13 protein-coding genes are annotated in these 15,010 nt (G+C 36.2%); 2 read left to right on the forward strand and 11 right to left on the reverse strand.

Translation table 11 applies throughout. From position 1 onward, the window contains the following. From MM213_RS08740 to MM213_RS08750, 3 genes are all read right to left on the reverse strand, one after another. Complete coding sequence (locus MM213_RS08740; RefSeq protein WP_241411435.1) at window positions 1–735, reverse strand: hypothetical protein; 735 nt, start codon at window positions 733–735, stop codon at window positions 1–3. Window positions 736–821: 86 nt separating this feature from the next. Beyond that, a complete protein-coding gene (locus tag MM213_RS08745; RefSeq protein WP_241411437.1) occupies window positions 822–2,138 on the reverse strand; it encodes an MptA/MptB family glycosyltransferase in 1,317 nt (438 codons plus the stop codon). Window positions 2,139–2,497: 359 nt separating this feature from the next. Beyond that, window positions 2,498–3,391, reverse strand: a complete 894-nt coding sequence (locus tag MM213_RS08750) for a hypothetical protein (RefSeq protein ID WP_241411439.1) — start codon at window positions 3,389–3,391, stop codon at window positions 2,498–2,500. Window positions 3,392–3,619: 228 nt separating this feature from the next. On the opposite strand from MM213_RS08750, the gene MM213_RS08755 reads away from it, so the two are divergent. Beyond that, window positions 3,620–8,212: a hypothetical protein gene (locus MM213_RS08755; RefSeq protein ID WP_241411441.1), complete on the forward strand. Its 4,593-nt coding sequence runs from the start codon at window positions 3,620–3,622 to the stop codon at window positions 8,210–8,212. 118 nt (window positions 8,213–8,330) lie between these two features. Further along, the gene (locus MM213_RS08760; RefSeq protein WP_241411442.1) at window positions 8,331–9,437 is read left to right on the forward strand and encodes a caspase family protein; all 1,107 of its coding nucleotides are present in this window, start codon (window positions 8,331–8,333) and stop codon (window positions 9,435–9,437) included. 430 nt (window positions 9,438–9,867) lie between these two features. Here MM213_RS08760 and MM213_RS08765 read toward each other — a convergent pair whose 3' ends face one another. From MM213_RS08765 to MM213_RS08800, 8 genes are all read right to left on the reverse strand, one after another. After that, window positions 9,868–10,155: a hypothetical protein gene (locus tag MM213_RS08765; protein ID WP_241411444.1), complete on the reverse strand. Its 288-nt coding sequence runs from the start codon at window positions 10,153–10,155 to the stop codon at window positions 9,868–9,870. A 679-nt stretch (window positions 10,156–10,834) separates the two neighbouring features. Beyond that, complete coding sequence (locus MM213_RS08770) at window positions 10,835–11,212, reverse strand: hypothetical protein (RefSeq protein ID WP_241411446.1); 378 nt, start codon at window positions 11,210–11,212, stop codon at window positions 10,835–10,837. 168 nt (window positions 11,213–11,380) lie between these two features. Continuing rightward, on the reverse strand, window positions 11,381–12,076 hold the full coding sequence (locus MM213_RS08775) for a hypothetical protein (protein WP_241411448.1): 696 nt from the start codon (window positions 12,074–12,076) through the stop codon (window positions 11,381–11,383). 296 nt (window positions 12,077–12,372) lie between these two features. Further along, the gene (locus MM213_RS08780; RefSeq protein WP_241411450.1) at window positions 12,373–12,645 is read right to left on the reverse strand and encodes a PIN domain-containing protein; all 273 of its coding nucleotides are present in this window, start codon (window positions 12,643–12,645) and stop codon (window positions 12,373–12,375) included. After that, the gene (locus MM213_RS08785) at window positions 12,642–12,899 is read right to left on the reverse strand and encodes a hypothetical protein (RefSeq protein ID WP_241411452.1); all 258 of its coding nucleotides are present in this window, start codon (window positions 12,897–12,899) and stop codon (window positions 12,642–12,644) included. Before MM213_RS08785 ends, MM213_RS08780 begins: the two co-directional genes overlap by 4 nt. A 41-nt stretch (window positions 12,900–12,940) precedes the next feature. Beyond that, window positions 12,941–13,285 carry a hypothetical protein gene (locus MM213_RS08790; RefSeq protein ID WP_241411454.1) on the reverse strand — a complete coding sequence of 115 codons (345 nt, stop codon included), beginning with the start codon at window positions 13,283–13,285 and terminating at the stop codon, window positions 12,941–12,943. A gap of 320 nt (window positions 13,286–13,605) precedes the next feature. After that, window positions 13,606–14,097, reverse strand: a complete 492-nt coding sequence (locus MM213_RS08795) for a hypothetical protein (protein ID WP_241411456.1) — start codon at window positions 14,095–14,097, stop codon at window positions 13,606–13,608. Between the two features lie 213 nt (window positions 14,098–14,310). After that, the gene (locus MM213_RS08800; protein WP_241411795.1) at window positions 14,311–14,991 is read right to left on the reverse strand and encodes a glycosyltransferase family 2 protein; all 681 of its coding nucleotides are present in this window, start codon (window positions 14,989–14,991) and stop codon (window positions 14,311–14,313) included. Window positions 14,992–15,010 lie beyond the last annotated feature (19 nt).

Below are 15,010 nucleotides of genomic sequence, written 5' to 3' on the forward strand. Positions count from 1 at the left end.
TCAATCGATAAAGCTATAAGACACAATCTCCTTCAGGCGAATATGATTCCCCAAGCTATCTGCTTCATAAACCTCTCTTTTTGATGGGAAATCAATCCCACGATATTTGATCGTTTCAGCAGTATTGCTAACTGTGTATCCATTTTTTCCGCTAAGTTTATACCCTATAAACTCACTTGTATTTGGTAAGAAATAGCAAGAATAAACCTCCGAATTTCCACCACCTTCTTCTCCAAAAACCAATTCCACGGTCTCTACTTCTTTTTCATCCATCAATTTGATTTTGCTCATATAATTGATCTTAGAAGCTTTGTCAATAACACCAAAAGGCAGAGTGAGTGCAATAAAAGCTTTTTTGATTTCAGCTTCTTTATTGGCCAAAAACCCTTTATTCTGAATATCATTTTCCCCCATCAAATACTTTGTATTAACTCCATCAAAAGTGACAATGTGATTTACACTGTCTTTTTCCCAAGAGTTTTTAGCCTCAAAAAAAGGCTTCAATCTAAACTCCATTCGAAATTCACTCGACTTGCTTACTTTTCCCGATTCATCAATTTCTTCAACTTTTTTCAAAACCGAGAACTTTTCCAAGGTACTCCAAGCACTTTCTGGATCATGGAATTCTTGTGATTCTTCTATGATATTCTCAGCTTTTTTGTTTGGTGAAGTTTCACAGGCAGCTATTACCAAAATGATTGCACAGGGTATTATATATTTATTAATTACTTTCATTGAATAGAATATTATGATAAAACGCTTTTAGCAGTAAACAAGGTTGATCGTTTTTAGATTTCGAGAGTAATGTTGCCAGTTGACAATTAATCTACCGTAAATCTCTTCAAAAAAGTCCAAATAATCATACCAAAAACAATCCCATATTGAATAAAAAGCAAAATAGCATTTTCTTCTACCAAATCATTGCTGTAAGCAGCATAAGAAAGAAATACAGTCCCACTCCAAGCCAATAAGACTTTGTTTTTGGTCAACAGACTCAGCCCAAACGCAGGAATAAGATACCAAGGGTGAACTGTAGTTTGAAACAACAGATAAACCAAAAATATCCATACTATCCCTTCAGCCAATTCAGCTGTTTTCTGAATTTTCCATTTAAAAACCAGAATTATAATTGTTATAAATGCCAATAAATTTAAAACAGGCCCGAGTGTTTGGATCGGATTATAGTCCAGCCAAAAACCAGAAATCCAACGCAAAATATAATATATCGAAGCATTGAATTCAAAAGAACTTTGGTACAACCTGAAGCTTTTCCAAAAATTCAAATAGCCTGTTCCAAAGACCAAAGGCATTAGACTAGCGCCAACCACAACCATTGAGACGCCCAAAAACCAAATTAGTGATTTCCCTTTCCATGCTCTAATCCAAAGTGGTAAAATCATCAATGGACTCAACTTCACCCCCACTGCCCAAGCCCAGGATATGCCAGAACTTTTTGTTTGATTTTTATGGTAAAAATAGAGCGCAGCCAAAAGCCCTGTCAAAACAATCCCTTCAAAATGTAGATTCCCTGTAAGCTCTAAAATCACCAGGGGGTTGAATGCATAAAGCCAAAGTTGTGAAATCTTCAACCCCAATAAGCTGAGCAAGCTATAAAGAAGATAAAAGGTAAATCCTTCAAATACCAAAATCAGTAAGCGAAGAATTACAATATTGGCAAGCAAATTCTCACCTCCTAAAGCAGCTATATAGAAAAACAATTGATGAAATGGTGGATAGACGGAGTAATACTCTTGGGAATTCATTCCGTCAAGCAAGGTTTGCCAATAAACACTCACCTCGTTAGAAAGCAAAGAAAGCGAATCATCTGGGAGATACAGATAGGGGTTTATCCCATTTCGAATCAATTGACCATCAAAAACAAACCGGAAAAAATCATCTGAAAGAACCGGCTCTGAAATTATCAGAATCATTCTCAGCAAAAGAGCAGATATCAATCCCATTTTTAAAGAAACTTCCCATTTCACAGAATAAAAGTAGATGATCAAACTTGCCCAAAAACAGAGGACATAAAGAGCAAACTGAACAAAAAAATCACTTCGATCAATACAATAGCCCATAATAAATAGTGCTATTGCGTAGATCAAAATGACCGAATAAAACTGTATTCTGTTTTTCAAAAAGAAGCTTTTAAAGGGTTTTGAATTAATTTTTATAATTGGCCTCAATTATTTAAATAATGTCACGAACTGAAAATAGTTGATACTATTTCTATTGATAAATTAAAATTAAACCCCTTCGGGGTTAATCTTTTCGGGACGAGATATATGATTTATCCACCGCATTTTATGCGGGGCTACTCAAGGTTAAACCCCATTCGGGGTGTAAATCACATTACCTCATGTTTATCATTCTTCATTCTTCTTACTCTTCTGCATATTCTCAAGTCATCGGATCATGACCCGATGCTTGGATCATAAGCCCTTTCAGGGCTATCTTGAGTCTCAAGTCTTGTATCTCGCTTCTCGCTTCTTGAAAATCAATACTTCAATTTCAATTCATCCCTTAAAAATTCGTCTTCGACTTTGTTTCTTTTCCAATAGTCAATGACTTTCAAAGCTTTGCGTCTTGCTTGTGTACTTTCTTTTGTGCCGTCTGTTTTAGTATGGGTTTCTTCCCAGGCCATTATTTGATAAGGGAAATCTTTTTCAAAATCAATTTTCAACACACGAGTACCAGAACTGTAGGTCAATTCTAGCTGCTTGCGATCATTGCTGATATCTTGGATTCTAATAAAAGCCTCTTCTGAAGCCAATTCCTGATGGCTAAAACGCTGATAAATCAAAGATGGGAAAACACTCACACCACCCAAAGGAATCTCCGAAGGAGAAATTCGTATCAGATTCCACAAATCATCTTCCGCAAGACCTGTCACTGAAATAGAAGCATCACCTTCTTTTTCAAAATAGGAATTCAGTTTTCCAGAATAGGAATTAGTCCCAGACAAGTTGATTTGAGAAAAACTCTGACCACACCATTCCTGAACACTTGAGGAAAATTTGAGTCCTTGAGACCTTTCTTTGGTAGGGGTGAAAGCCGAAAGCATGATATGATATGGATAGATACCTGTCACAAAATCTCGGGTTTGATTCATTTTCAAAACTCCGATTTTATCTTTTCCAGCTTCTTCTGAATTGTCTAATTTCACTTGTTTTTTTCTTGAAAAATCTTCTGTGACAAAGATCAATACCGCCTCACCCTGACGCTCTTCTCCGTATCTATACTGTTTTAGGTCAAAACTACTGATCTCAGCTTTTCCTTGAAACCAATATTTTCCCCATTCTTCAAAATCTACGTTTTCACGCTTGGGTCCTTTTGAGCATGAAAAGGCAAATGCAACTATCAAAAAGAGATATACCAAAGGTTTTTTCATAATTATTCGAATTAAAATTATTCCTAAATTTACACATTTTTAACGACTACTTTTTACACCTAAAAACACCCTAGAATTTGGTTAACCAATCATTATGAAATAAAATGACTATTTAAGGCTTTTTACAGGTATTTAAATCTTTTTTTTAGTAAAAAATTCGATTAATTATATAAACATTTAAATCTTTTTCTATAATTTTTGGATGTAAAATAACCAAAAATAAAGCTAATGAAACAAACTTTAACCATGAGGTTCATTTTTTCTGAACCTGAAATTCTAACCAACAATTTAAAAATCTATTTTTATGACGAAAACAGAAGGTTAATTACCGGAGATGGGATTTTGATAAATCAAGAGGGTATAGTAGAAATAGAAAGCAAACACATTTCACTAATATCGTATTTCCCTTACCAAATAATGGTAAAAAGAGGGAATGCGAACATAGTCCCAGTACTGATTACATCCAAAGATGTTCTTGCAAGTTGCCTTGACTCTAAATCTCCCAAAGTACTTCGCTTCAACGTAGACCTGAAGCATTTACATACATTTTTAGATTATGAAGAAAAACCAGCTCAGAACGTTATAAATGTCCGAGAAGAATTCAGTGATGAGCCAGTCAAACCAATGCGAGAACATATCACCAAGGAACCTTTAGCAGCAATGGAAATCTCAGAAACAAGATTCAATGAACCCATCAAGCCTAGAGAGATTTTTAGACTACCCGAAGATGTGGATAGGGATATGAAAGGTAAGATCGTAGAAGCCAATGGCAATGCTGTAAAAAATATTCCTTTTGTAATTTATGTAGAAGAGAATAGTGTTGATGATCAACATAAAGATGTTAAGCTTCGGCCACTTCTTTCTGGTATATCGGATCACCTTGGAGCTTTTAATGTTAAGGTACCAAATAAACCTTTCCTAAATGCTTTTGCCACGGTAGGTGATGCTATACATGATTTTTTAGAAATAGTATTGGAAGATGGCCGACTACCGCATTTCACCTTACTTGTAACAATTAATAATAACAATACGCAAACTGGAAATAATAACAAAGATGAAGATGACTGTGGGTGTCATGATACCCCTCCCACACCGAATCCTCTTCCTGACATGGAGGACCTGGTAAGCAGCGAATCACAATATCAACAGGATATCGGAGGATCATGTGTCAATTTCACAACACCTAACCGCGCTCTAGAGGAATTCACCTATCATTCTGTAGTCAGACTTTCAGATCCGGAAGTAATGAATGCTCCAGGATACATTGAAAGTCTAGAAGGCAAAATCAGACAATTAGAAAGAGCGATTGAAGAAGCTCAGAAAAATGAAAATTTGCAAGCTCATACAGATAGCCAACTCAAAAGCACAGGTGGTTCTGGCAGGAATGTAACTTTACCAAGTTATTTTATTACAGAAATCACCAATTTATTGAATCTTATCAACACGGGGAATTTCCCTAATTTCAGAAACACCCAAAACAAAACAAGATATCAATTACTGGAAGACGTATTTGCTTCTATTATAAACAATGCTCAATCACGAGAGCCATTGAGTCCTCAAATCAGAACTTCTGTCACCAATCATTTTTCAAGCTGCTTCCCTGAGGCATCAAGCGGAAAATTAAGAGAAAGTCAACTTACTGATTATTTTAATTTCACAAACACACAATCTTGGCTTTGTGTCCAAGCAAAATTAAATCATTTTATCACATTACAAACCAATTTCAGAAGTAGTTCATCAACTTCTACTCCCACCCCCACTCCTACAGCGAATGACCCTATAAGTCCAGCGACAGACCATTCGATTATGAATCTTGAATGGATGCAGGCAGAACTTCAAAGACTTCGTCAAACTAGGGAAAGAGCTTTGAGTAGAAACCACCTCGGACTATCAAGATCCGAGATATCAATTGAAAATCAGATTCAATGGGACTCTCCCCTTCCTTTGGTACAGCCTGCTAGCATTGCACATGGCCATTTACTTCATTTTAGGCAGGTTTGGAAAGCACATGGGTACAGTATGGGGGATTTGCTCTATTCACTACCCCTTGCACCTGGTCAGCAGAAACAAATCGCCATTCATGATTGGGATAGAAGGGACACCGCTAGCCGAAGTGAAATCCAAAGTGTAGAAGAATCATTATCAAATAGCTTTTCCCAAGATAGAGACATCAATGAAATTGTAAGATCAAATTTACAAGAAAACATTGAGGCAAGTAGCTCTGCCAAAACAAAAGGATTTTCTGCTGGTGGTGGCTCCGCAACAAGTGCTGCCGCAGCCATCCCTATTGGTGGTATACCTGTGAATCTAAAGGTAGGTTTCAGCGGTGGTGTAAGCGGCGGGAGAAGCTCTGCGAGCTCTGATGCTTCCCAGACATCTAGCCGAAACCTCTCAGCAAGCAATATGCAAAGCATACGTGAAAAAACGATGCAAAATGCCTCTTCCCTCAGGTCACAAAGAAGCACGGTCATCACTACTGTATCCCAAAGTGAAACTACAACAGTCACTACTGAAAGCGTAGGCAATTACAACCATTGTCACGCCATCACGATTCAGTATTTTGAAGTATTGAGACACCTTGCTGTGTATAACGAGCTAGTAGATGTCCAAGAATGCTTATTTATTCCACTTACTATCACTTTATTTGATGATGCGAAAATAGTGCGTTGGGCAGATTTACTCAAGCCTGCACTTCGCGCTCCTGCATATCAATACGGCAAGCTTCTAGAGGGATTTGACTCTGTCAGGAGATTCTATGAAATAAATTCCCTAGGAAGACCCTCTTCTGAAGTTTACTACAATCGTCCTTCGGCAAGATACTGTGATGAAGATATCGTCAAGATATCGGGAAACTTTAGAATAAAAATTCAATTCACCTGCCCTACCAAGGCTCTAGTTCCAATGGACGATGCCCTAGCTCAGAGATACGAGCGGATTGCTAATGGAAACAATAGCATGGGTTTAGTCAATATTCCTCCTAGTTTATTCATAGACCAAGATGTAGATAGAGCAAACTGGAGAGCCAAATTAGGTTTCATTTCAGAAATCGAAGACATCAGAATAAAAGTCAACAATGCTTTTGACCAAGATCGTGAGCGTGTATTTTTTGAAGAAATCCAAAAGGTGAATGCCATTGGCCAGTTTGCCGCTAGCATTAAAATATTCATTAGCACGCCAAATCACGAGGAAATTCCTGCGAGAATATCATTAACAAGGAGAAGTAATGTCCGCACAGGGGTAAGAAATGGTGAGCCACCTATCTTTGATTTTACTTTTACCAGTGTATCTAATGTCAGCATTGCTAAGAGAGTAGATATTCTTTCATTTGGCATCACCGCTGACCATGCAGACACATTGCCAGATGGCAGCAGACTAATCGTGGATCATATCAAAGCAAATTATGAATCTGACTATCTAAGTGCTCAGCTTTGCGATGCAAGACCTTCAGCAGATTTGACCTTGGGTTCGGTATCTGTAAGAACACCAATGACAGAAAGCGAAATGGTATCCCCAAGAGCTGAGGATCTCAGAAATAGAAATGAACTTCTTGACCATATCAATAGCAATATTGAATATTATCACAAAGCTATCTGGGTACAAATGGATCCTGACAGGAGACTCATGCTATTGGAAGGATTCAAAGTGGAAGTACCACCACGTGAAAACCCAGCCTACAGACCTGGAAATGGTGAGCCTCAGTATCTATTTGGAGACGATCCCAACCAGAGAAATATGATCAGCCTAGCCTCAGTCATTGAAAATAGACTGATAGGAATAGCTGGAAACTCACTTATTATGCCAGTAGCAAAAGGCCATAACCTCAATCCATATTTCAGAAATATCAATGATGAAGTAGAAATCGACGGTAAAAAAGTATCTAGACTTATGCTTCACTATATGCCTGAAAAAGGATTCAAAGAGACTCCATTCAGAATTTCTATTCCTACAAAAGGGGTATTTGCGGAAGCTGTCATGGGTGCATGTAACTCTTGTGAAAAAATAGACAATACCAGATATTGGGAATGGGACAAGCCAATTCCAAATAGCCCTACAGCTATACAACCTGTGTCTATGGATTCAAGGAAATCAGAAAATTGGGATATTCTCAAGCCAAGCGGCATGTCAGAATCAATGATTTCGCAAATGACTCCTCAAAACTATGCTTTACCTAATGCGCTGGCAGAAGCTTTGAAAAACATTACCTCAAAAGATGTCTTCAACAATCTAACAGGATTAGATCAAAATCAGAAAAATGCAATAGAAGCGCTCAAGCTCCAAACTGCCGCAGCGGTAGACTACGCAAAAACAGCAGCAGATTTGGCTAAATCAGCTGAAATACCCAAAAACGCAGATCTGGTAGCTGAATCCATTAGGAGAAATGTCAAAGACCCAGAAAAAGCAGAACAGTTGGTAGAAGAATACTACAAGAAACTCATCGGTGAGCAAAAAGCAAAAGATGGCAAGGAAACCAATCAGCTTAATAATAGGCTTGCAGATAAATTGATAAACAGTGACAAGGGTGGAGAAATTAGCATCAAAAACCCTGATGGATCTACAACTACGGCTAAATTCCCAGCAGGAACTGAAAGCAAAACTCCTAAAGAAAATATAAAACCTAAAGAAACCGATGACAAAAACAATCCCATCAATGATTCATCAAAAGAAATAGATCTATATAATCCAAAAATAAATCAGGCAAGAACCATTATTGATCAAAAACTAGGTGAGTTGTTTCCGTTTTTATCAAACTTACTTGCAGGCAAAATTACTCAATCGAACCAATCCAGCACTGTAGACGATGAAGACGGCCCTATGGCATAAGTTCTTTTGACAATACTGATGAAAATCTATCTGTATGGTAGGTCGAGAAATTGACCTACCATATCAGAAAATGATTGGTGACCAAAACCCTCTTTCTAATAAATTAAATAATACACTAATGGCTCAAACTAATAATTTCGATTACCCAAAGGGGTATGCTATATGCCTAGGAATTGATGAATTTGGAGATAATAATAACCTTGTAAATGCTGTAAGGGATGCAAAAATATGGAGTCAAAAATTTTTAAACACCTTCAAATACGATGAAATAATAACATTGACAAACCAAGACGCTACTATCACAAATTTCATAGCTTCTATCTTAAGATTTGCCGCCAAAGCTCTTCCTGGAGATATAGTGACTATAACGCTCGCTACGCATGGCTCATTTAAAGGAAAAACCAACTACTTTAGCCTCGCTACAGGATTAGAAATGTCAGAAGACTGTATATACTTTCTTTTGAAAGCATTTCGACCTAAGGTCAGGATATGCATTTTCTCTGATCTTTGTCATGGCGGCACTTTTGTTGAACCTAACAATACCCGTGAAGTTCAAGGTCGTGAAATGAAATGGATTTTGGATTCTTTAAAAGGTTTTTCTCCAGCTGACCTTAATACAATCAAAGAGATGTTTGACAAACAATGTGAAATACCAATCACTGCTTCTGTCGCTCACCTTTCACCAACAAGTGATGACGCTACTATCTTAGATGGAATAAATCTTTCATTGATAAATAAAGAGCTAGTTGGATGGCGCAATACCTTGGATTGGTACACAATTGTAGAACTTAGAGATAAACTTAATGAACTCTACATATCATATCATAGATCCGATAAGTTCGATTATGCATCTAGCTTCCAAAACTATGTCAATGACTGTCCAAATTTCAAAAAACTTTTTGACGAATTAATGAATCTAGCTGGAGTGAATACAATTAAAGCGCTTTTCATCAAGCTAGGTGATGATAAAAATGAAAAATTAATTTCAGAATTTTCTAAAGGAGTGATTCTAAATTTGGGAATCCTAACAACTCCAGCGGGCAAAAATGATATCGAAGAAAAAAAGAATCTCTTCAACATTTTCAATGGATATTTAAGTTGGAAAAAACTGATCAAAAACAATACTCCAATTATCAATTTCGCAGGTCTTAGGTCTCAAGCATTTAGAAATCAATATATATTCGCAAAATATAGCCCTGCATACAGGTCAGAACAAAGGGGATAATTTCTGTAAATTTTGATTTATAGCAAAACTTAATTCTTTAGATGAAAAACTTATGATATGCGGTGGGGGTTTTTGCCCCCACCTCCTATTATTAGTAAAAGTTGTAAAGCTCATCCAAAAACTAAAACAACCACTTTCTAAAATTCACCAATCAGCCTACTATTCTACCTAGCAAGCCCTGCAATTTGGGGATGTAGGGCGCGGCGCACAAGTCAGCCATTAGCCAAATGCTATGCATTCATAGATACCATTAAAAAACAAACACATTATCTATAAAATCCCTGATAGATGAATGCATCAATCAGGGATTTTTTTCGAGGGATTTTGGCTAGTGCGCTAAATGTTAGCCCTAGTTTTATATTACAGATAGAATCACAAATAATACTGTTAATACTAATCCAATTACTGCCAGTGGAATAGACCATTTATTTCAACCTTCAATTTTCACTTGTTGTTCTTGTCTGATTATTATAACGCTACCTAACTCACTGATTTTTCTATTAACAGATTCTATGTCGCCAGCTTTATTATATGTACTAATATCATTTATAATATTTCTTTCAGTATCAGGTAAGTCAGAAAAAGGGGCTATGGCTTCATTCCTTTTGATGAAATCCGTAACTTTTGACTTTATATGAATAGTTTGTTCGATAGTAAAATCTTTACCAACTTCCCTAGTTACCACCTTAGCTAAAATCTCTCTGAGCCATTTATTCAAGGCTTGTCGATTTGATAAATCCTCAGTACTAAAATTTGTAACTCCTGAGTAAATATTAAGCAAGTCTTCTGAATTCTCAATTGTGTTTTCAGAAACTCCTTTTATAAAAGTCTCAATAAATGTATTCTTTCGTTGCGGATTTCGGAGCACTGAAGTGTCAATACACCAGAAAAGTTGATGCGAGGTAGAACCTGCCGGCAGGCAGGTGTTCAATTAACCACGTCACCCGCCATTGAGCCAAACGCATGTTGAAGGCTGTTTTTCATTTTTTAATCATATATTTATCAATCTACTCTGGTAATTTGTATCTACCTCCAATTATTCTCCAAGTCTTAGTCTGTTTGCCATAAACGAATCGAAAATCAGGTATGTATCCATTTGTCCCAACGCACGCAATTGAATAATTTGCTTCTCGAAAATGCAGTCCATTTTTAAGAAAATTCCTTTTTTTACTTCTAATGCTAAATCCCCGAAGTTAATATCAATCGTATCGTTTGAAATCTGTTTATGAGTAACTCTATATAACTTTAATGTTTTCCCGTGTTTATAGGCGTATTCAAATAATTCATCGGATGACAGAAATTTATAAACACTATTTTGGTCAAAATTATTCTTTATCCTTTCAGTCTGCTCGTTTGGCTCAATGAATCTCCATCCACTCGATAATTGTAAGTCAATGCTACTGTTTAAGGCTTTTTAAGTAAATACTATCCAATGTCTGTTTGTCAATCTGTTCTTGATTGTTCGGTATTGTTTCAAGCAGCGAACTAATCCGTTTGAAATATTTTTTCTTGGGATAAATTAAAACTACTGCATTCCCGTTTCCATATAGATTTTTTTGCTCCTCACTTTTTAAAACTTCAATTTTATCTATCCAATTTGGTTTTATGGAATTTGGAATTGAGTCTAAAGAATATTCCGTTTTGTCCATTTTAATTACAAACTTGGGTAACGAATCAAGAGGCTCGTTATTTATTCGAACATTTATATGATTCTTATCCTGTCCATAAGCTAAAAGTGAAATCGAAAAAATCAGTATTGAAAATATGTATCTCATTTGCTGTTCAGTTTTCTAAAATTGATTACAACGGGATTCATCTTAGTGACGGCGGGCAGGCATTCGGAGCCGTTCTCTTCCAGCCTACTCCTAACTTCTTAAAGATAAGAAACTTTCTATTTACTCTGAACCGCCCGCTGTATCCAAGGTGATGTTAGGCTTTGTAATTTAATTCCAATGGAACCTTTTTATCGAATCACCTTCATTTATTTTTAATTTATATATTTCATTTTGAGATAGTTGTATAGCCCTTACTGGAACCTTATACCTATCCTTACTTTTTTCTTGAAAATACATGGGTTCGGTTTTGGGTATATATACAAATATTGAATCTTTAGTAGAAGTGTAAAACAATTCAAAAGTGGAATCCCCTTGGCAGAAATAAGCATCTTCACTATTAAATTCACTGTTAAAGTATGGAATACCTGATATGTAAACTCTTCGTTTTGTGTAATTTACTCCTAAGTTAAAACCTGTGAGATGAATTGTTTTTCCATCCAAGACAATACTTGTTCGGTTAACTTCAATTCGGTTAGGTAATTCCATAGGTTCCGGTTCTACATATATTATTATGATTCTTATTAGATATAACCCAAAATAAAAAAAGCCAGGAGTAGCTAAAACAACAGAAAATATATTTAGGGATTTCTCCGAGTTTTTTAAAATCTTTTTAATTGAAATTATGAACGCAATTGAGGTTAATAAGCCAATTCCAATAAGTAGTGGTAAAAAGAATAAGAAATTGTAAGCAAACATAGGACCACCATCAAAATCAGTTGGAGGGTTTCCAAAAATTACAATCATTAGGGCGATTGAAATAGCCCCACAGATCAAACTGAAGTATTTTGAAAGATTTTTGACCATTAAATTTTGTGCGGTTTATTATTATAGAGCCTAACGTGATTCAGCTTGGAGACGGCGGGCATTTGGAAACGTTCTCTTCCAACCTACTCCTAACTTCTTAAAGATAAGAAACTTTCTATCTACTCTGAACCGCCCGCTGTATCCAAGGTGATGTTAGCGAAAGTTGTTTCTTATCTGGTAACCCAGTTTTCTAACCTAATACCAGAGATTCTTTGAAACTCTTTCAAGTTTTCTGTCACCATTATTAGGTCTTTTTCTATTGCTGTGCAACCAATCAAGAGGTCAAAATCACTAATTTACAAGCCTCTAGATCTTAATCGGGCTTTCTCTTTTCCATACAGGTAAATTGCGCTAAAAATCGGAAGGACAGCAACTTGATTTGCAAACACTTCAATTAAATCAAGATTCTTTTGAGGGTTTTTACTGTTTTCAGCTCCAAAAACTAATTCTGCCAAAGTAATTTCTGAAATAGCAAAACTCTCAGTACCTAGCTGTTCAAACTTTTCTATCAATCCATATTTCCCCCTTAAAAAATGGATACAAATATTAGTGTCTAAAAGATACTTCATTCGAAACCAGGATTTTCTGTTTTTTCTATTCTGGATTCTCTAATTTCTTTAATGATTTCGTCCGAATCTTTATCATCTTCCCATGCGCCAAAAAGCGTCCGAATTTCCACCTTTTCTTCTTTTATATCAAGAGACTCGGTCAACTTAATGATCAGTTTTTTCTTGGAAAGATTATCCAAACCTTTCAATAGACCAAAATACTTTTCTAATGTCTTGTTGTTTAAAGTGAGGTTTGCCATGATTTTTTTCTTCAATTTACGAAATTAATGGTTTGGTGGTCAAAAGATTTGGATAATTAAATACCCAACTCTCTTTTCTTTTTCTGAATCAAGTCTCCCATGTCACTCAAATCTTTTACAAAACCAGATGCTTTTATAAATTCATTTTCCGTATTAAACCAATAGACTTTTTCATCCCCTTTAACTTTTAATTTATACAAAGGAGGGTAAACAATCTGTATGAGAGAAAGGGATTCCACATCCATCCAATTTATTTTTCTTTCGTTCTCACCATTTTTAATGGTTACATTTTGGCCTCCTAATTTTACTACCACAAATTTATCCTTAATAGCAATAAATAGTGGGAAGCAAATTATTCCTATCATTCCAAAAAATAATGTGGTAACGATATTTTGTTCCATTTTCTCACCATTTATCCAGAATAACTCCGGAAAGAACCAAGACAAAATGGACGTAATTGACAATATTATTCCCAAACCAAGAAATAGGTATTTCAGAAAGTAGTGATATAGATTATTGCTTTCCATGGTTTTTCAATTTTTGCCAACGTTTTGGCGCTTGGCGAAGAAGCGGATTTCGAAGCACTAAACTGTCTGCCAGCAATGAACTTGATACGAAGTACGAAGCTTCATTTAAGCACTGAACCCGCTTTTTTGCCAAACGCCTGTTATAGGGCGTTTTTCTTTCGGTCGTCAATGAGTTGTCAGTCTTCATAATGCTTTTAGTTGGCAATGAATCGTTCATAAATCCAGTAAATTAAATACCCTACAGCAATCAGTCTTACGATAATACTAAAAGCTGAATGTTTTACTTGTCCTTTTTCAAGTGTCAAAGGAAGTTGTTGTTGAATCGTCCATTCAGGATTTAGTTGCATTCCGAATTGAAAGTTTTTGTCGTCTGTTGTTTGAACTTTTAAAACTTGACCACCACCAAATAGCGAATTAATTTTCAATAGTTGAGCCGTTGAAATAGTGTCAAGCGGAATTGTCCACTTACCACAAACAAGTTTTTTGTCTGTCAACAGAACAACTGCTCGTTGTGAAGTTACCCAATCAAGTCCGCGTTGAATGTCTTGATTTGTAGTTGTCACGATACCTTTACTTGCGTCTGCCGCCAATACTTTTTCATTCGGGTTGTCTCGTTCAAACTTTCGTCTTGCTCGTCCTGTCCCGTAAATTAGGTCAACAAGTCCTTTTAATAGTTGATTTATCATTGTCGTTGTGTCGTTTTTTAAAATGCCCTACAACTCCAATATACCCGATACAACTTTCGTATAGTAATCTTCAATGAAGGAAAATATGCGAATGCTATACGCTGGAATTGGGTAGGATTATTCCCCAATCTTCAAACCTAGCAATTCCCCATTAAAGAAAAAATACCCCCATCAGGGAATTTTTGATAAAAGCTAGCTATTTCATCCTCTCCGCTACCAATATTTATAAATCGTCCAAAGAATCTTATAGCCAGCTCCAAACACACCTTTTACTGTCCCACTCACTTTGGAAATACCTATCCTCTTTTTATAATCAACTGGGACTTCTGTGGTTTTATAATCAGCTTTTGCTGCTTTGATCTGCATTTCTATTGTCCATCCATAGTTTTGATCCACCATTCCCAAAGCTGTCAATTTATCCCATTTGATAGCTCGAAACGGCCCTAAATCGGTGTATGAAGTTTTATAAATCAAACGCATCAGTGAAGTAGAAAGCCAATTTCCAAAAACTTGCGGAACAGTCATGGAACCACTTTCCTTATTTCCCAATGCCCTAGAACCAATCACCATATCAAAATCATCCTCCATGATTGGTTTTACCAAGTCTAGCAATTGCTCTGGATAATCAGAGTAATCCCCATCCAAAAACACCAAGATATCAGGAAGCTCTTTCTGTTTGGATATAAAATCCATTCCAGTCAAGCAAGCTTTCCCATACCCCATTTGCAATTCATCCAAAACAATAGCACCTGCATTTTGAGCTACTTCTCTGGTAAGATCAGTAGATCGATTATTGACCACCACAACATTTCTAACCAATTTCGGTATGTCATTGATCACTTTACCAATGGAGTTCTCTTCATTGAAAGCTGGGATGATTACATCTATTTTTATATTGGTCAAAAGATTTTAT

The organism is Belliella alkalica (genome assembly GCF_022549785.1).
Taxonomy (GTDB): domain Bacteria; phylum Bacteroidota; class Bacteroidia; order Cytophagales; family Cyclobacteriaceae; genus Belliella; species Belliella alkalica.